We start from the raw sequence: 17,462 nt of genomic DNA, 5'->3' as shown, positions 1-17,462 counted from the left end.
GGGGCAGACGCCGGAGGAACGGGGAAGCGATGACGCTGGAACACGTCGACGTCCTGATCGTGGGTGCCGGGCTGTCCGGCATCGGTGCCGCCAGCCACCTGCGGGCGGAGTGCCCGGGCCGGACCTACGCGATCTTCGAGTCGCGTGGCGCGATCGGCGGCACCTGGGACCTCTTCCGCTATCCGGGTGTGCGCTCGGACTCGGACATGTTCACGCTCGGCTACTCGTTCGAGCCGTGGACCGACGCCAAGGCGATCGCCGACGGCCCGTCGATCCGCGAGTACGTGCGGCGGACCGCGCGCAACCGGGGCATCGACCGCCACATCCGGTTCCACCACCGCGTGGTGCGGGCCGAGTGGTCGTCCGACGAGGCACTGTGGACGGTCGAGGCGCAGCGCTCCGACACCGGTGAGCGTGTGCGGATCACCTGCGACTTCCTGTTCGTCAACTCCGGGTACTACCGCTACGACCAGGGCTACGCGCCGGAGTTCCCGGGCCAGGACGAGTTCACCGGGACAGTCGTGCACCCGCAGCACTGGCCGGAGGACCTGGACTACACCGGCAAGCGCGTGGTGGTGATCGGCAGCGGGGCCACGGCCGTGACGTTGCTGCCCGCGATGGCCGGCGACGCGGCGCACGTGACCATGCTGCAGCGCTCGCCCAGCTACGTACTTTCCCTGCCGGGCACCGATCCGGTCGCCGACAAGCTGCGCGGGGTGCTGCCCGCCAAGCTCGCCTACCCGATCGTGCGGTGGAAGAACGTGCTGTCGGCGATGCTGTTCTTCCAGCTCAGCCGCCGCACCCCCGGTTTCGTGCGGAAGTTCCTGCGCAAGGGCGTCTCCGCCCAGCTGCCCCGGGACTTCGACGTGGACCGGCACTTCAACCCCAGCTACGACCCGTGGGACCAGCGGGTGTGCTTCGTGCCGGACGGCGACCTGTTCAAGGCCGTGCGCAGCGGCAAGGCCGACATCGTCACCGACACGATCGAGAAGTTCACCGCGAACGGCATCCGGCTGTCCTCCGGGCGGGTGCTGGAGGCCGACATCATCGTCACCGCCACCGGGCTGAACCTGCTGCCCTTCGGCGGGCTGGAGCTGGTGGTCGACGGCGAGCCGGTGGAGATCGGCGAACGGCTGGCGTACAAGGGGATGATGCTCTCCGGCGTGCCGAACTACGCGTTCACCATCGGCTACACCAACGCGTCCTGGACGCTGAAGGCCGACCTCGTCGCCGGGTACGTGTGCCGCCTGCTCAACCACCTCGACGAGCACGGCTACACCACGTGCACCCCCGTGCCGCCGCCGTCGGTCACCGCGACCGAGCCGCTGATCGACCTCAAGTCCGGGTACGTGCTGCGCAGCCTCGACAAGCTGCCCAAGCAGGGCCCGGCCGCGCCGTGGCGGCTGTTCCAGAACTACCCGCGCGACGTGCTGCTGATGCGGCACGGCTCGCTGGAGGACGACGCCATGCGGTTCGCGCGCACGGCGAAGCAGGCGAAAGAGCGGGTGGCCTGATGCGGGACTACGTCTTCGACGGCGGCACGGCCGTGGTGACCGGGGCGGCCAGCGGGATCGGCGAGGCCCTGGCGCACGCGCTGTCCGCGCGGGGCTCGAACCTGGTGCTGCTGGACCGCGACGCCGACCGGCTGGCCGCGGTCGCCAAGGCCGTCGGCTCCATTGTGGACGTTTCGACCCACGTCGTCGACCTGGCCTCGGCGGAGGAGACGGCCGCTGCCGCCGAGCGGGTGCTGGCTGAGAACCCGCGCCTGACGTTGCTGATCAACAACGCGGGCGTGGCACTGGGCGGGCGGTTCGACCAGCTGACGCTGGAGGAGTTCGGCTGGGTCGTCGACATCAACTTCCGCGCCCCCGTGCAGCTGACCCACGCGTTGCTGCCCGCGCTCAAGGCCTCGCCCGGCTCGCACATCGCGAACGTGTCCAGCCTGTTCGGCCTGATCGCGCCGCCCGGGCAGTCGGCGTACTCGGCGAGCAAGTTCGCGATCCGCGGGTTCACCGAGGCGATCCGGCACGAGCTGGCCGGCCAGGTCGGTGTCACGTCGGTGCACCCGGGCGGCATCCGCACGCGGATCGCGGAGTCGGCGCGCGTCGGCAGCGGAGTGCCCGGCGGGATGGACACGCGGCAGTGGGAACGCGTGCTGCGGATGGACCCGGCCAAGGCCGCGGCGGTCATCGTGGACGCCATCGAGCACCGCAAGCCGCGCGTGCTGATCGGCTGGGACGCGAAGATCCCGGACCTGCTGGTGCGGCTGCTGCCCGGCGCGCACAGCCGGCTGCTGGGCAGGTTGCGCTGACCATGGACTTCGTGGACGTGCGCGGGCGGCGAGCCCGCTACCGGGTCGCGGGGGACGGGCCGCCGGTCCTGCTGCTGCACGGGATCGGCCGGAGCCTGCGGGACTGGTCGGAGCAGCAGGACCTGCTGGCCGGCTCCTACCGCACGTACAGCGTCGACCTGGCCGGCTTCGGGATGTCGGAGCCGCTGCCGGGCAAGCACACGCTGGCGGCCCTGGCCGGGTTCGCGGCGGACTTCCTGGACGCGGTGGGGGAGAGCGGCCCGGTGCACGTGGCCGGGAACTCCCTCGGCGGCGCGGTCGCGATGCGGTTGTCGGTGGACGCGCCGGAGCGGGTGCGCAGCCTGGCGCTGGTGAACAGCGCCGGTTTCGGCCGCGAGGTGACGATCGCGCTGCGGCTGCTCGCGTTGCGGCCGCTGGGCAAGCTGCTGCTGCGCCCGAGCCGGCCGGCGGCGATGCGGACCGAACGGGCGCTGTTCTTCGACCGGACGTTCGCGACGGCCGAGCGGGTGGAGTACGCGCTGGACCTGGCGCGCCAGCCGCACGCGGCGCGGGTGATGCTGGAAACGGCCCGCGGGCTGGGCGGTTTCCGCGGCGTGCGGGAGGACTGGCGTTCGGAACTGCTCCAGGCGGTGGCCGCGCGGGCGCTGCCGACGCTGGTGGTGTGGGGAGACAAGGACCTGATCCTGCCGGCGCTGCACCTGAACGCCGCGCGGCAGGCGTTGCCGCACGCGCAGACGCGGCTGTTCACCGACACCGGGCACATGCCGCAGATCGAGCGGGCGGAGGAGTTCCACGACCTGGTGACGGAGTTCTGGGCGGAGCAGGTCAGCCCCAGGTGAGCGGGTCGAGGTGGAGGTAGAAGCGCAGCCGGCCGGGGTCGGGTGGGTAGCCGTACCGCCACGCGAACTCCGCATCCGCGGCCCGCGCCCGTTCCTCGTCCGGCCAGGTTTCCCGGGAGTTGGCGAGTAGCAGCGCGAGGTCGGCGTGGCGATCGGCGCGGCCGAGGCGTCCCAGGTCGACGAAGCCCGAGACCGCACTCGTCGGCGGAGCGATGATGATGTTGGGCAGGCAGAGGTCACCGTGGCAGACCACGGTGTCGCCGGCCTCCTCGGCGCGGCGCCGCTCGATCTGCGGCACGAGGCGCGCCAGCAGCTCCGCGGCCGGCGTTCCCTGCTGCTCGTCGGGCAGGAACTCCGGATTCACGGCCTCCCGGGCGACGACGTCCCGCGCCGTGGTGACCATGGTGTCCAGGTCGCGGCTGAACGGGCAGCCGTCCACGGGCACCTCGTGCAGCCGCCGCACCGCATCCGCGATGTGCGGCCACGCGCGGCCGAGGTCTTCGGCGGACAGCCGGTCGGCGGGCACGCCGGGGACCGCACTGGTCACCAGGCACGCGCCCGTGTCCCCGCAGTGCCAGTCGAGCACCCGTGGTCCCGGCACCCCCTGGCCGGCCAGCCAGGCGATCCGGTCGCGCTCGTTCCGGAGACCGGCAGCCTCCGCGGGCGGGACGTGTTTGGCGTAGCGATCGCCGTCCGGACTGCGCAGCACTGTCGCGCCGGACTCGCCGCTGGTGACGGGCACCCAGCCAGGGTGATCACACATGGCGTCACCCTAACCGTGCCGTTCCTACGACCAGGGTGTGACCGGGCGCGGAACGCGTTCCCCGTCCAGCGTCACGTCCACGTGCTCGTCGAAGAAGGCGACGTATCCGGCGAGCTGCACGGCGTCCGGCAGCGGGTTCTCGTACGCCCAGGCCAGGTCCGGGTATGTGCGCCCGCCGACCTCGGCCGACCAGTACCGCGCCCGCCCCTTGTAGGCGCACGCCGTCTCGCGTGTGGACTCCCGCAGCCGGAAGAAGTCCACATCGGACGGTGGCAGGTACAGTCGCGGCGGCAGCGACGTCTCGAACACCAGCAGCGGCGCCTTCGTGTCCGCCAGCGTCACCCCGTCGACCTCCACCCGCACGTGCCGCGAGCTGCGCCGCACGTCCACGCGGTGGAACGGGTCCCGCGGGTGGGCCACGATCGTCTCGTCCTCCTCGCGCCACTCGTCGAACGCGTCGAAGTCGGTGATCACGTACTCCGCGAGATCGGGATCGTCCGGGCGGAACCCGGCACCTTCCAGGACCACGCCGTCCAGGCTCATGGTGAGCGGCGTACCCGGCGTGGTGTGCGCGGCGAACCCGGTGCTCGGGACCAGCACGTGCGTGTTGGGCCCGAGCGAAACCGGGTGCCACTCGACCTCGGCCGGCGCGGCGGGCGTGAGCGAGGCGCGCACGTCGGCCTCCGGGAAGGCGTACTGCGGCACCACCCGCCGCGGCTCCCACACCAGGGCCGCGCGGCCGGAGTCGGCGAACACCTTCCCGCCGGAGGACGCCCGCACCCGCTTGCGCGTCGGCTCGAACCGGAGTTCGGGCAGCTCACGCGCCTGACGAAGGCTCAGCTGCAGCGCCATCCGCCCACTGTCCGCCGCCCCCGGCCCCGAGTCAACGCCCCGAACCTCAACGACGCAGGGCCTTGCGCGCCAGCCAGTTGCCGAGGAACTGCGCGCCCTGCACCAGCACGATGATCGTGACGACCGCCAGCCACGTCACCGCCCAGTCGAACCGGTGGTAGCCGTAGGTGATGGCGAAGTCGCCGAGCCCGCCGCCGCCGACCGCGCCCGCCACTGCCGTCATGTCGACGATCGCGACGAACACGAACGTGTAGCCCAGCACCAGCGGCCCGAGCGCCTCCGGCACCAGCAGCGTCAGGATGATCCGCATCGGGCTCGCGCCCATCGCGCGCGCCGCCTCGATCACGCCCGGGTCGATGGTGACCAGGTTCTGCTCGACGATCCGGGAGATCCCGAACGTCGCCGCGAACACCAGCGCGAACGTCGCCGCCGCGGTGCCCAGCTGGGTGCCCACGACGAAGATCGTCACCGGCCCGATCGCGGTGATGAAGATGATGAACGGGATCGGCCGGATGATGTTGACCAGCACGTTGAGCACGGTGAACACGACCCGGTTCGCCAGCAGCCCGCCCGCGCGCGTGGTGTAGAGCAGGATGCCCAGCACCAGCCCGAGCGCGCCGCCCACGACGAGCGTGACCACCGCCATGCCCAGCGTCTGCGCGATCGCCTCCCAGAACACCGGGCCCAGGGTCTCCCAGTCCAGGCTCATGCCGCGATCTCCTCGATCTCGGTGGTGGCGCGCAGGTCCGCGATGAGCGCGTCGACGTCGGCGTCCGCGCCGATCAGCTCCAGCGTGAGGCCGCCGAACGACCGCCCGGACAACGCCGTGATGCCGCCGTAGACGATCTCGAACCGCACGTTGTGCTTGCCGACCGCGTCGGACAGCACCGCGCCGAGCCGTCCGTCGTCGTGGACCTTCGCCGACACCAGCCGTCCGCCGTGCCGCGCCCGGATGCGGTCCAGGTCGGCGCCGTCCGGGGTGTCCCGCACGACCGACCCGACGAACCGCTGCGCCGTCCGCGTCTTCGGCGACGAGAACACCTCGAACACGCTGCCCTGCTCGATGACCCGGCCGGAGTCGAGCACCGCCACGCGGTCGGCGATCTCGCGCACCACCTCCATCTCGTGGGTGATCACCACGATCGTCACGCCCAGCTCGGTGTTGACCCGCTTGAGCAGCCGCAGCACCTCGCCGGTGGTCTCCGGGTCGAGCGCGCTGGTGGACTCGTCGGCGAGCAGGATCTTCGGGTTCGTCGCGAGCGCGCGGGCGATCCCCACGCGCTGTTTCTGGCCGCCGGAGAGCTGGTCCGGGTAGTGCCACGCCTTGTCGGTGATGCCGACGAACTTCAGCAGCTCGGCCACCCGCTCCTTCCGGCGGGCCTTGTCCCACCCGGCGATCTTGAGCGGGTAGGCCACGTTGCCGAACACGGTGCGCGAGCGGAACAGGTTGAACTGCTGGAAGATCATCCCGATCCCGGCCCGCACGCGGCGCAGCTCGCGCTCGTTCAGCGTGGTCAGGTCCACCCCGTCGACGAGCACCCGCCCGGAGGTGACCGGTTCGAGCGCGTTGACCAGCCGGACCAGCGTGCTCTTGCCGGCGCCGGAGTAGCCGATGATCCCGAACACCTCGCCGGCGCCGATGGTCAGGTCGACGTCTTCCAGGGCGGTGATGTCACCGAAGCGCTTGGTGACGCCCTGGAACTCGATCAGCGTGCTCACTTCTTCGCGGCCCGCACGGTCTGCTCGAGGCGGTCCAGGATCGTCTGCAGGTCGGTGTTGGGACGCTCGACCAGCACGGCGGTGTTCTTCGACTCGGCCTTCACCTCGCCCGCCACCCGCGGATCACGGTAGAGCTGGGCCAGCTTGAGGTAGGTCGGGTTGTCCTTGTCCTGGGCGCGGGTGACGAAGGTGTTGATGTAGGGCTCGGCGGAGGGGTTCGCCGGATCGTCGTTGTACAGCGCCTTCGACGGGTCGAGGTTCGCGTCCAGGGCGAAGTTGTTGTTGACGATCGCGCCGTCGACCGACGGGAGCGCGGCCACGGTCTGCGAGGCGTCCACCGGGGTCACGGTGACCTTCGAGGCGGCCTGGTCGATCTCGGCCGGGGTGGACAGCACGTTCCCGCCGCCGCGCAGCGAGATCAGGCCGGCCGACTGCAGCACCAGCAGGGCGCGCGCCTGGTTGGTCGGGTCGTTCGGGATGGCGATCTGGCCGCCGCGCGGGATGTCGGCCACGGTGGTGTGCTTGCGCGAGTACAGGCTCAGCGGCACCACGTAGGTCGAGCCGATCGGGGTGAGGTCCTGGTTCGCGCTGACGTTGTAGTTGGCGAGGAACAGCAGGTGCTGGAACAGGTTCACGTCCAGCTGGCCCTGCGCGAGCGCCGGGTTGGCCTGCGTGTAGTCGGAGAAGTTGACCAGTTCCAGGTCGATCCCGTTGTCGGAGGCGATCTGCCGGAAGGTCTTCCAGTAGTCGGCGCTCGCGTCGGTGACCCCGACCTTCACGGTGGTGTGGCCGGCGGCGGTGCCGGAGTCCGACGTCGTGTTGACGACGATCAGGACCACGGCGACGAGGACGACGACCACGGCGAGGATGACGCCGATCAGCGGGCCGCGCTTCCGGCGCGGCTTCTCGGGGAGGAGGGCGTCGTCAGAGGAGTTTTCGGACATGGCGCCATCCTGCCGCCGGTCACCGGATCGGGGGACAACCGTCCCACATGGTGATCGGCGGCAGGATGGATTTGCCTTCGATCGTCAGGCTGTGCTAGCAGCGCGCCGTCGAATCATCCGCGGTAGCGGCCCTGGGTCTGGACGTTCAGCTCGTCCATCCGCACCGACTTGGCGCTCGCCGTGCGCGGGTCGCGCAGGGCGAACACGTCCAGGCCCTTCTGGATGTCGGAGGAGTAGATGTGGCCGTTGTAGTAGTAGGCCGACCACGACCCGCCGGTGATCAGCTTCTCGGCCGACAGCGGGCCGCGCTCCCAGTAGGCCAGCTCGACCGGGTGAGCCGAGTCGGTGAAGTCCCACACCGAGATCCCGCCCTGGTACCAGGCCTGGACCATGATGTCGCGGCCCTTGACCGGGATCAGCGAACCGTTGTGCGCCACGCAGTTCTCGGTCGGCGCCTGCTCCCGCGGGATCTTGAAGTAGCTGGCGAACCGCAGGCTGCGGTCGTCGCCGCGGCCGGTGATGTCGTAGATCGCGTCCGCGCCGCGGACCGCGCCGATCGCCGCCGTGCACGCCGGCTGGCCGCCGCCGCCCAGCTCGTCGGTGAAGACGACCTTGGTGCCCTGGTTGTTGAACGTCGCCGAGTGCCAGAACGCGAAGTTCGTGTCGTCCTGGACCTGCTCGATGATCCGCGGCCGCTCGCGGTCGGAGATGTCGAACAGCACGCCGTCACCCATGCAGGCGCCCGCCGCCAGGTCCTTCTCCGGGTAGGCGGTGATGTCGTGGCAGCCCGAGGTCGTGGTGACGTAGTGGTTCGGGAAGCTGCCCGGGATGCCGGGGTTGCCACCGGCCTCGCCGAAGACCACCGGCTCGTTGACCACGGCCGCGGCGGCCGGGTTGTGCACCGGGACCTTGACCACCGAGATCAGGTCGTGCGGCGGCTGGCAGTCCGGGAAGTCGGCGCGCGGGCTGTAGGAGGAGACGTAGAGGTAGACGTCCTGGCCGTTCTTGCCCGGCACCAGGGTGTGGGTGTGCGAACCGCACTTGGTTTCGACCGCCGCCACGTACTTCGGGCTGGCCAGGTCGCTGATGTCGAAGACCTTGATGCCCTCCCACGAGTTCTTCTCCGTGGCGGGCTGGCTGGTGCTGGCGCAGGAGTTGTCGCTGCGCGAGGAGTCGGTGGACAGGAACAGCAGGTTCCCGGACACCGAGACGTCGTTCTGCGAGCCCGGGCAGAGCACCTGGCTGACGATCGTCGGCTTGCTCGGCTTGCTGATGTCGTAGATCGTGAAGCCGCTGTAGTTGCCGACGATCGCGTGGTCGTCGGTGAACGCGATGTCGGTGCCGAGCGCGTCCACGTTGTCGAACGGGGCCTGCTTCGGGATGTTCGCCAGGTGCTGGATGTTGCCGGACTGGCGGACCTCGTCGACCCCCGGGATGCCGGGCTCGGCCGACGCCGGTGCGGCGCCGAGTGTGGTCAGCGACAGTGCGATCGCGCCGATCAGCGCGAACAGCCGGCGTCTGCGTCGGTTCCCCAGAGCCACGTGGCCAACCCCTTTCGGTTCGGAAGAAAAACGAAGTATGACCGAATCCTCCGCCGTGACGACAGCGCCGAAAGTAGGCTTTTTCCTGCGGTACCGTCACGGGGAACGAGAGCGAGGAGGACCGGGGTGCGCGGGTTCGTCGTGGGAACGCTGCTGGCCGCGGCGGTGCTGGCGTCGGGGTGTGCGGCGGAGCCCGAGGCGCCGCCGGTCGTGGTGCCGGGCGCGCCCGGCGAACCGGCCCGGACGATGCCGGCGGACGAGGCGAGCACGGTGGTGCCGCCGAACCGGCACAACGACGCCGACGTCTCGTACGCGCAGCGGATGATCATGCACCACCAGCAGGCGATCCAGATGGGCGAGCTGGCGCCGGCGCGGGCCGCGCGGGAGGACGTGAAGGGCTTGGCGGCCCGCATCGCGGCGACGCAGGCGCCGGAGATCGCGTCGATGACCGCGTGGTTGCGGCAGCGCGGGCTGGAGGTGCCGGGGGAGCACTCCGGGCACCACGGTGCGCACGGTTCGCCGGCCGAGCACGGCCCGATGCCCGGGATGGCGACCGAGGAGCAGATGGCCGCGCTGGCGGCCGCGTCCGGGCCGGAGTTCGACCGGTTGTTCCTGCAGCTGATGACCGCGCACCACGAGGGCGCGATCACGATGGCGACCGAGGTGCTGAGCGCAGGGTCGGATGTGTTCGTGGAGGAGATGGCGACCGACGTGATCGCCTCCCAGACCGACGAGGTGCACCGGATGCGCGCGATGGCCGGCTGACGCGCGGAACGGGAGCGCCGTGTTGGCTGTTGCGGGCGGCGTGTTCGCTGATCGGGGGGCTCACCCGGCGGGTTGCACTTCGAGGGTGATTCGGCCTCCTCGTGGTGCGGGTGGCGCCGCCGAGGAGGATCGTGGACCTCATGGCGGAGCCGAACGTGTCGGGATGGGCTGCGGCCGGCGGCGTCCTCATCCTGGCGATCATCGCGTCCGCCGCCCTGGGCGACGCGTGGTACTTCCTGGCCGGCGTGATGGCGGGGCTCGGACTGCTGGCCGGCATGCGGTCCAGCACGCCGTCACCCTGAGAAGGCCCCCCGCAGGCGGTTCAGCGCCCGGTGCTGCACGACGCGCACCTGGTTCGCCGACAGGCCCAGTGCCGAGGCGGTTTCCTCCGCCGACAGGCCGGCCGCCACTCGCAGCAGCATGATCTCCCGCTCGATGCCGGGCAGCGCCAGGATCGGTGAGTCGGCCGCGGGGGACCGCGCTCCGGCCACCGTCTGCGCCGTCAGTTCGTACACGAGCGCGGGGAACGAGCCGGTCCAGCCGGGCAGCGCGTGCAGGATCGCCAGGCACGCCTCCTGGGCCACCGCGTCCGCGCCGCGCCGCAGCCGCGCGCGGCAGTAGCGCACCACGACGGGCGTCACCGCGGCGACCAGCTCCCGGATCGCCCCGGGGTCGCCACCGAGCGCGGACGCGACGAGGTCCGCGCCGGGCAGCCCCGCGCTCACCACGTTCTGCGCCGCCATCGCGCACCCCTCCTCGACAGGTAGTACGCGCGAACCATGCGCGGGGTTGCCTCGGTAGTGGGCGGTGGCGCCGCGCCCGCGTCGGTCGGGTGGGTGACGACGCGCGAGGTTGCCTCCGCGGGGGTGCCGCCGGGCCAGGGTCTCGCCCCTAGGCGGGCCGTCCGGCCGGGGCCGGCGGCTTGACCCCGCCGGGCGCGGCGCGTTGGGGTGTCCGTCGGGGTGGGTGACCACCCCCCGGGTTGCCCCCATGGCTAGGGTGATCATCATGCGGCTCGCAGTGGCGGTTCTCGCGGTGGTGCTGGCCCTTGGCGCGGTTCCGGCGGCCGCGGCGCACCCGACAAAACTCACCGTCGCCAGTTACAACATCCACGCGGGCGCCGGGCAGGACGGCGTCTTCGACCTCGCCCGCACCGCTGCCGCCGTCCGGGACCTCCGCGCGGACGTCGTCGGGCTGCAGGAGGTCGACGTCCACTGGGACGCGCGCAGCCAGTACCGCGACGAGGCCACCGAACTCGCGCGCGCCCTGGACATGCACGTCTTCTTCGCGCCGATCTACGACCTCGACCCGCCCGCGCCCGGCGCACCACGCCGCCAGTACGGCGTCGCCGTGCTGAGTCGCTTCCCGATCCTCGCCGCGCGCAACCTCGAGATCACCCGGTTGTCGACCCTCACCCCGGACGCGACGCCCGCCCCGGCGCCGGGGTTCGCCGAAGTGACCGTCGCGGCGCACGGCGGGCCCGTCCGCGTCTACACCACCCACCTGGACTACCGCGCCGATCCCGCCGTCCGGCGGGCGCAGGTCGCCGACATGCTCGCCGTCCTCGACCGGCTGCCCGGACCGGAGATCCTCACCGGCGACTTCAACGCCGAACCCGCCGCCCCCGAACTCGCTCCACTGTGGACCGACCTCACCGACGCGGACCCGCGGGCGGGCACCTATCCGGCCGCGGAACCGGTGAAGCGCATCGACTTCGTCACCACGTCCCGGGACTTCGCGACCCGGTCCGCCCGAACGGTCGCCACCACGGCCTCCGACCACCGCCCGGTGGTGGCCGAGCTGGACCGGGTTCCGCCGCGAAAGCCCTGACCAGGCATCAGGCGCCGTGGCGGGTGGAGGCCCTCACCACCAGCTCCGGCGTGAACACGACCTGCTGGTGCTCGTGCCCGGGGTCCGTCGTCTCCTGCAGCAGCAGCTCCGCCGCCGTGCGGCCGAGCTGGCGGCGCGGCTGGCGCACCGACGTGAGCGGCACCGCGGCCGCCGCGGCGAAGTCGATGTCGTCGTAGCCCACGATCGCCAGGTCGTCGGGCACCCGCAGGCGCAGGCTGACGCACGTCTGCAACAACCCCAAAGCCAGCAGATCATTGGCGCAGAACGCCGCTGTCGGCCGCACCGAAGAAGGCAGCCCGGCAAGCCGCTGACCCGCCGTCCTGCCCTCGGCCACCGTCAGCGCCGACGTCGCCAGGTCGACCAGGTTCTCCGGCCCCAGCCCGGCCTCCTTCAGCGCCCGCAACGCGCCCTCGCGCCGGTCGCGCACCTGCCCGAGCGTGTCGGGCCCGCCGATGAACGCCACCCGCCGATGCCCCAGCTCCAGCAGGTGCTGCACCGCGAGCCGCCCGCCCAGCACGTCGTCCACCGCCACCGAACAGTGGTCACCCGACTGCCCGGTGCGGTCCACGATCACCAGCGGGATGCCGTGCGCCGCCGTCTCGGCCAGCACCGGCGAGTCCGGATCGACCGGCGTGATCAGGATGCCCTGCACCCGCTGCTGCTCCAGCCGGCTCAGGTAGTCGCGCTCGCGCTCGGCCCGGTTCGCGCTGTTGCACAGGAACAACGACAGATCGGCCTCGTCGGCCGCGTCCCCCACGCCCTCGGCCACGTCGGTGAAGAACGGGTTGCTCCCGTCGAGCATCACGTACGCCAGGATCCGGCTGCGCCCCGCCCGTAGCTGCCGCGCTGTCTCGTTGCGCACGAACTTCAGCTCGGCCATCGCCGCCTCGACCTTCGCGCGCGTGCGCGGGCTGACGCGATCGGGCCGGTTCAGCACGTTCGACACGGTCCCCAGCGACACGCCGGCCAGCGCGGCGACGTCCTTGATCCCCGCCGCCCGGGGCTCTCCCGCAGCCGCCCCATCCGTGATCGTGCGCGTCACGTGACCCTCCCGTTGAAACGTGTAACAAGCGCCGATGTTATCGGATCGCGACCAGAAAAGCCCGTCTGAACTGCGCTGAAAACTTGTCGTTGACTTCGTGATCCAGCGCATAGTAGCGTCAGCGCGCCAGGTTTGTGAAACCTTTCATTTCGGAGGTCGCGATGGTGCGGCAGGACCAGGGCGCGGTGCCCTTGCTGGAGGTCCGCGGCGTCACGAAGTCGTTCGGCGCGGTGGCCGCCGTGCAGGGGGTGTCGTTCCCCCTCTACTCCGGCGAGGCCCACGCTCTGGTGGGCGAGAACGGCGCGGGCAAGTCGACCATCGTCAAGATGCTCGCCGGGGTGCACCGCCCGGACACCGGAACCTTGCTGGTGGACGGCCGCGAAGTCGAGTTCTCCTCGCCTGCCGACGCCAAGGCCGCCGGCATCGCGGTGATCTACCAGGAACCCACCCTGTTCCCCGACCTCACGGTCGAGGAGAACATCGTGATGGGCCGCCACCCGCGCAAGCGGCTGGGCATGATCGACCGCGGCGCCATCCGGGCCGAGGCGGAAAAGCTGTTCGCCCGCCTGGGCGTGCGGATCGACCCGGGCCGCCCGGCGCGCGGCCTGTCGATCGCCGACCAGCAGATCGTCGAGATCGCCAAGGCCCTCTCCGCCGACGCGCGTGTGCTCATCATGGACGAGCCGACCGCCGCGCTGTCGCTGGTCGAGGTCGAGCGCCTGTTCTCGGTGGCGCGCAACCTGCGCGACGAGGGCGCGGCGATCATGTTCATCTCGCACCGCTTCGAGGAGATCACCGAGCTGTGCCAGCGCGTGACGATCATGCGCGACGGCAAGCACGTCTCCACCGATCCGATGGACGACCTGACCGTGGACGAGATGGTCCGCCGCATGGTCGGCCGTGAGCTGGACGCGTTGTTCCCCAAGCAGGACGTCACCCCGGGCGAGGTCGTGCTCGAGGTGGAGGGCCTGACCCGCGAGGGCGTCTTCCGGGACGTCTCGTTCCAGGTCCGGGCCGGGGAGATCGTCGCCTTCGCCGGACTGGTCGGCAGTGGACGGTCCGAAGTGGTCCAGGCGGTGTTCGGAGTGGACGAACGGGACGCCGGAACCGTGAAGCTGCGCGGCAAGAAGCTCAAGCCGGGCTCGCCGCGCGCCGCGATGGCCGCGGGCATGGCATTGGTGCCGGAGGACCGGCGCCAGCAGGGCCTGGTCATGGACCTCTCCATCGAGCGGAACGTGACCCTGCCGCGCTCGGGCGCGCTGGCGAAGCTGGGTTTCCTGTTCGGCGGCAGCGAGCGCAAGGAGGCGCTGCGCTGGACCGGACGCCTGCAGACCAAGTACGGCCGCCTCGGCGACGCCGTGGGCACGCTGTCCGGCGGCAACCAGCAGAAGGTCGTGCTCGCCAAGTGGCTGTCGATGGCGCCGAGCGTGCTGATCGTCGACGAGCCCACCCGCGGCATCGACGTCGGCACGAAGGCCGAGGTGCACCGGCTGATGTCGTCCCTGGCCGCGGAGGGCGTCGCCGTGATCATGGTGTCGTCCGAGCTGCCCGAGGTGCTCGGCATGGCCGACCGCGTGCTGGTGATGCGCGAGGGACGGATCGTCGCGGAGATCGGCCGCGAGGACGCGAGTGAGGACTCGGTGATGTTCGCAGCGATGGGTCAGGGAGCGGCGGCGTGAACGCGACGAAGGTGGTGGCTCCCACGACGACGAGCCGGTCCGTACCACGGAAGTTCTCCCTCGGCGGCCTGTTCAAGGCGCGTGAGGCGGGCATCGTCCTCGCGCTGGTCGCGCTCGTGGCGTTCACCGCGACGCAGAACTCGCGGTTCCTGTCCGCGCAGAGCATCCGCGACATCCTGCTCGGCACCGCGATCCTGGCCGTGCTCGCGGTCGGCCAGGCCACGGTGATGATCACCCGCAACATCGACCTCTCGGTCGGCTCGGTGCTCGGCCTGTCCGCGTTCGCGGTCGGCTCGCTGCTGCAGGACAACCAGGGCATGCCGGTGATCGTCGCGCTGGTCGTCGGCCTCGCCGTCGGCGCCGCGTGCGGCCTGGTCAACGGCGTCCTGGTGCGGTTCGGCCAGGTGCCCGCGCTGGTGGTCACCCTCGGCACGCTCTACGCCTTCCGCGGCGCGGCCTACTTCTGGGCCGGCGGCGAGCAGATCAACGCCGACGAGCTGCCCGGGCACTTCCTGAAGTTCGGCAACTCCTCGGTCCTGGGCATCCCGTGGCTGGTGCTGATCGCGGTGATCGTGCTGGTCGTCGCCGGGGTCGTGCTGCGCAACTACCGCGCCGGGCGTGAGCTGTACGCGATGGGGTCGAGCCCGCAGGCCGCCGAGCTGGCCGGTATCAAGGTCGGCCGCAACACCATCGCCGCGTTCCTGGTCAGCGGCGCGCTCGCCGGGGTCGCCGGGGTGCTGTTCGCCGCGCGGTTCGGCACCATCGACGCCGCCGCGGGCAACGGCTACGAGCTGAACGTGGTCGCCGCCGCGGTGGTCGGCGGGGTCGCGGTGTTCGGCGGCAGCGGCACGGTGTGGGGTGCGGGCCTGGGCGCCCTGCTGCTCACCGTCATCGGCAGCTCCCTGGCCGTCCTCGACATCAACCAGTTCTGGCAGCAGGCCATCGTCGGCGCGCTGATCCTGCTCGCGATCGGGGCCGACCGGCTGGTCGCTGTCCGGGTCGCCAAGTCACTGAAGAAGAGGGATTCCCATGTCTGACAAGCGGCCGGCCTGGCTGTCCCGCCTGGCGAGCTGGGACACCGCCGTCATCGTCATCACGGTGCTGGTGCTGCTCATCGCCTCCGGCGCGGTGGAGAACTTCGGCAGCAGCCGCAACTTCACCTTCCTGCTGCTGGACCTGCTGCCGATCGCGCTGATCGCGCTGCCGATGACGCTGGTGATCGTGACCGGCGAGATCGACCTGTCGGTGGCGAGCACGCTCGGCCTGACCTCGGCCGTGATGGGCGACCTGTGGAACCGCGGACTGCCCATCGAGACGATCATCCCGCTGTGCCTGGTGCTCGGCGCGGTGCTGGGCGCGCTCAACGGGTTCTTCGTGACCGTGCTGAAACTGCCGTCGCTGGCGGTCACCATCGGCACGCTGGCGCTCTACCGCGGCCTGGCGTTCGTGGTCCTCGGTGACGGCGCGGTGGCCGATTTCCCACGCGCCTACACCTCGTGGGTGACCGGGACGATCGGCGGTGGCCCGATCCCGAACATGCTGATCCCGCTCGTGGTGCTGGCCGTGGTGTTCGGCCTGGTGCTGCACGCGACCCCGGTCGGCCGGTCGGTGTTCGCCGCCGGCGCCGGTGAGCAGGCGGCGCGCTTCGCCGGTATCCGCGTGGCCCGGCTGAAGTTCTGGCTGTACGTGGTCAGCGGCCTGGTCGCCGGACTGGCCGGGGTGCTGTGGACGCTGCGGTACTCCAGCGCCCGCGCCGACAACGGACTGGGCATGGAACTCGCCGTCGTGGCGGCGGTCCTGCTCGGCGGTGTCTCCATCTTCGGCGGCAAGGGCACCCTGCCGGGCGTGCTCGCCGGGGTGGTCCTGCTCGCCACGCTGCAGAACGCGCTGCGGCTGCAGGACGTGTCGAACGAGGCGCTCAACATCGTCACCGGGGTGCTGCTGATCATCTCGGTGCTCCTGCCCAACATCGTCATCCGCTTCCGGGCTGCCCTCCGGCGCCGGGCGACCACATAGAAAGGCGAACGCCAACATGAAGAGACGACTCCTCGCCGGTGCGGTGTCGGCAGCACTCGTGCTGACGGTCTCCGCGTGCGGTGGCACGACGAAGAACGACAGCAGCTCCGCCGGTGGCGGCGGTGCCCAGTCGACCGCGCAGGCCGACCCGAACGCCCCCACCAAGGAGGGCGTCAAGATGGCCTTCCTGCCCAAGCAGCTCAACAACCCGTACTCGGACATCGAGGTCGGCGGCGGCAAGACCGCGCTGGACGAGCTCAAGGGCGAGTACAAGCTGGTCGGCCCGAACGACGCCAGCGCGTCCTCGCAGGTCAGCTACATCAACACGCTGATCCAGCAGCAGCAGGACGTCATCGGGATCGCCGCGAACGACCCGAACGCGGTGTGCCCCTCGCTGAACCAGGCGCGCAGCTCCGGCATCAAGGTGGTGGCGTTCGACTCCGACGCGGCCAAGGACTGCCGCGACGTGTTCATCAACCAGGCCACCACCGAGGGCATCGGCGAGCAGCTGGCGAAGATGGCCAGCGAGCTGGCCGGCGGCTCGGGTGAGATCGCGATCCTGTCGGCGACCCCGAACGCCACCAACCAGAACGCCTGGATCGAGGTGTTCAAGCAGCAGCTGACCAAGCCCGAGTACGCCAACCTGAAGCTGGTGAAGGTCGCCTACGGCAACGACGACGACCAGAAGTCGTTCCAGGAGGCCCAGGGCCTGCTGCAGTCGTACCCGAACCTGAAGGCCATCGTCGCGCCGACCACCGTCGGCATCGCCGCGGCCGCCCGCTACATCAGCTCCTCGAGCTACAAGGGCAAGGTCGCGGTGACCGGCCTGGGCACGCCGAACCAGATGCGCGAGTACATCAAGGACGGCACGGTCACCAAGTTCGCGCTGTGGAACCCCGCCGACATCGGCTACCTGGCCGCCTACGCGGGCGTCGCGCTGGCCTCCGGCCAGATCACCGGCGCCCAGGGCCAGACCTTCAAGGCCGGCAAGCTCGGTGACTACACCATCGGCAAGGACGGCGAGATCGTCCTCGGCCCGCCGACGGTGTTCGACGCGAGCAACATCGACCAGTACAACTTCTGACGCTCCCCGGCCGGGCCGCACCGGCGGCCCGGCCGGGTCTCCACTGAGGACGAACT

The 17,462-nt window shown here is 71.0% G+C and carries 18 protein-coding genes; 10 read left to right on the top strand and 8 right to left on the bottom strand.

From position 1 onward, the window contains the following. Nucleotides 1-29: 29 nt before the first annotated feature. Genes IE290_RS12490 through IE290_RS12480 form a run of 3 tightly spaced genes read left to right on the top strand, consistent with a single transcriptional unit; the run spans nt 30 to nt 3,150 of the window. Complete coding sequence (locus IE290_RS12490) at nt 30-1,514, top strand: flavin-containing monooxygenase (protein WP_191244705.1); 1,485 nt, start codon at nt 30-32, stop codon at nt 1,512-1,514. Continuing rightward, the gene (locus IE290_RS12485; RefSeq protein WP_191244704.1) at nt 1,514-2,311 is read left to right on the top strand and encodes an SDR family NAD(P)-dependent oxidoreductase; all 798 of its coding nucleotides are present in this window, start codon (nt 1,514-1,516) and stop codon (nt 2,309-2,311) included. Before IE290_RS12490 ends, IE290_RS12485 begins: the two co-directional genes overlap by 1 nt. A gap of 2 nt (nt 2,312-2,313) precedes the next feature. Beyond that, the gene (locus IE290_RS12480) at nt 2,314-3,150 is read left to right on the top strand and encodes an alpha/beta fold hydrolase (RefSeq protein ID WP_191244703.1); all 837 of its coding nucleotides are present in this window, start codon (nt 2,314-2,316) and stop codon (nt 3,148-3,150) included. Here the strand turns inward: IE290_RS12480 and IE290_RS12475 are convergent. The 6 genes from IE290_RS12475 to IE290_RS12450 form a co-directional block, all read right to left on the bottom strand. Next, on the bottom strand, nt 3,137-3,913 hold the full coding sequence (locus IE290_RS12475; protein ID WP_191244702.1) for an APH(3'') family aminoglycoside O-phosphotransferase: 777 nt from the start codon (nt 3,911-3,913) through the stop codon (nt 3,137-3,139). The genes IE290_RS12480 and IE290_RS12475 overlap by 14 nt on opposite strands. Nucleotides 3,914-3,937: 24 nt before the next feature. Then, nucleotides 3,938-4,765, bottom strand: a complete 828-nt coding sequence (locus tag IE290_RS12470) for a DUF427 domain-containing protein (protein ID WP_191244701.1) — start codon at nt 4,763-4,765, stop codon at nt 3,938-3,940. Nucleotides 4,766-4,811: 46 nt separating this feature from the next. Then, complete coding sequence (locus IE290_RS12465) at nt 4,812-5,474, bottom strand: methionine ABC transporter permease (protein ID WP_191244700.1); 663 nt, start codon at nt 5,472-5,474, stop codon at nt 4,812-4,814. Beyond that, a complete protein-coding gene (locus IE290_RS12460; RefSeq protein ID WP_191244699.1) occupies nt 5,471-6,484 on the bottom strand; it encodes a methionine ABC transporter ATP-binding protein in 1,014 nt (337 codons plus the stop codon). Before IE290_RS12460 ends, IE290_RS12465 begins: the two co-directional genes overlap by 4 nt. Further along, nucleotides 6,481-7,428, bottom strand: a complete 948-nt coding sequence (locus IE290_RS12455; protein ID WP_191244698.1) for a MetQ/NlpA family ABC transporter substrate-binding protein — start codon at nt 7,426-7,428, stop codon at nt 6,481-6,483. Before IE290_RS12455 ends, IE290_RS12460 begins: the two co-directional genes overlap by 4 nt. Before the next feature lie 113 nt (nt 7,429-7,541). Next, complete coding sequence (locus IE290_RS12450; RefSeq protein ID WP_191244697.1) at nt 7,542-8,969, bottom strand: LVIVD repeat-containing protein; 1,428 nt, start codon at nt 8,967-8,969, stop codon at nt 7,542-7,544. 126 nt (nt 8,970-9,095) lie between these two features. On the opposite strand from IE290_RS12450, the gene IE290_RS12445 reads away from it, so the two are divergent. Further along, nucleotides 9,096-9,734, top strand: a complete 639-nt coding sequence (locus IE290_RS12445) for a DUF305 domain-containing protein (RefSeq protein WP_191244696.1) — start codon at nt 9,096-9,098, stop codon at nt 9,732-9,734. A gap of 140 nt (nt 9,735-9,874) precedes the next feature. Beyond that, nucleotides 9,875-10,036 carry a hypothetical protein gene (locus IE290_RS12440; RefSeq protein WP_167481552.1) on the top strand — a complete coding sequence of 54 codons (162 nt, stop codon included), beginning with the start codon at nt 9,875-9,877 and terminating at the stop codon, nt 10,034-10,036. On the opposite strand, the gene IE290_RS12435 is transcribed toward IE290_RS12440, so the two are convergent. Next, entirely contained in the window at nt 10,028-10,477 is a 450-nt protein-coding gene (locus IE290_RS12435) for a sigma factor-like helix-turn-helix DNA-binding protein (RefSeq protein ID WP_191244695.1), read from the bottom strand. The two genes, IE290_RS12440 and IE290_RS12435, sit on opposite strands and share 9 nt — an antisense overlap. A 256-nt stretch (nt 10,478-10,733) precedes the next feature. Here IE290_RS12435 and IE290_RS12430 point away from each other — a divergent pair, with 256 nt between their 5' ends. Then, complete coding sequence (locus IE290_RS12430) at nt 10,734-11,564, top strand: endonuclease/exonuclease/phosphatase family protein (protein ID WP_229874500.1); 831 nt, start codon at nt 10,734-10,736, stop codon at nt 11,562-11,564. Nucleotides 11,565-11,571: 7 nt separating this feature from the next. Here IE290_RS12430 and IE290_RS12425 read toward each other — a convergent pair whose 3' ends face one another. Next, nucleotides 11,572-12,627 carry a LacI family DNA-binding transcriptional regulator gene (locus IE290_RS12425; protein WP_373300445.1) on the bottom strand — a complete coding sequence of 352 codons (1,056 nt, stop codon included), beginning with the start codon at nt 12,625-12,627 and terminating at the stop codon, nt 11,572-11,574. Between the two features lie 161 nt (nt 12,628-12,788). Between IE290_RS12425 and IE290_RS12420 the strand changes: the two genes are divergently transcribed. Genes IE290_RS12420 through rhaS form a run of 4 tightly spaced genes read left to right on the top strand, consistent with a single transcriptional unit; the run spans nt 12,789 to nt 17,406 of the window. Then, nucleotides 12,789-14,306, top strand: coding sequence for a sugar ABC transporter ATP-binding protein (locus IE290_RS12420; RefSeq protein WP_191244693.1), 1,518 nt, complete (start codon nt 12,789-12,791; stop codon nt 14,304-14,306). After that, a complete protein-coding gene (locus tag IE290_RS12415; RefSeq protein WP_191244692.1) occupies nt 14,303-15,343 on the top strand; it encodes an ABC transporter permease in 1,041 nt (346 codons plus the stop codon). Before IE290_RS12420 ends, IE290_RS12415 begins: the two co-directional genes overlap by 4 nt. Continuing rightward, a complete protein-coding gene (locus IE290_RS12410; RefSeq protein ID WP_191244691.1) occupies nt 15,336-16,322 on the top strand; it encodes an ABC transporter permease in 987 nt (328 codons plus the stop codon). Before IE290_RS12415 ends, IE290_RS12410 begins: the two co-directional genes overlap by 8 nt. A gap of 16 nt (nt 16,323-16,338) precedes the next feature. Then, nucleotides 16,339-17,406 carry a rhamnose ABC transporter substrate-binding protein gene (gene rhaS / locus IE290_RS12405; RefSeq protein WP_191244690.1) on the top strand — a complete coding sequence of 356 codons (1,068 nt, stop codon included), beginning with the start codon at nt 16,339-16,341 and terminating at the stop codon, nt 17,404-17,406. The last annotated feature ends 56 nt before the right edge of the window (nt 17,407-17,462 follow it).

Source organism: Amycolatopsis deserti (assembly GCF_014653945.1).
Classification (GTDB): Bacteria; Actinomycetota; Actinomycetes; order Mycobacteriales; family Pseudonocardiaceae; genus Amycolatopsis_E; species Amycolatopsis_E deserti.
This window is presented reverse-complemented; position numbering and strand designations above follow the sequence as displayed.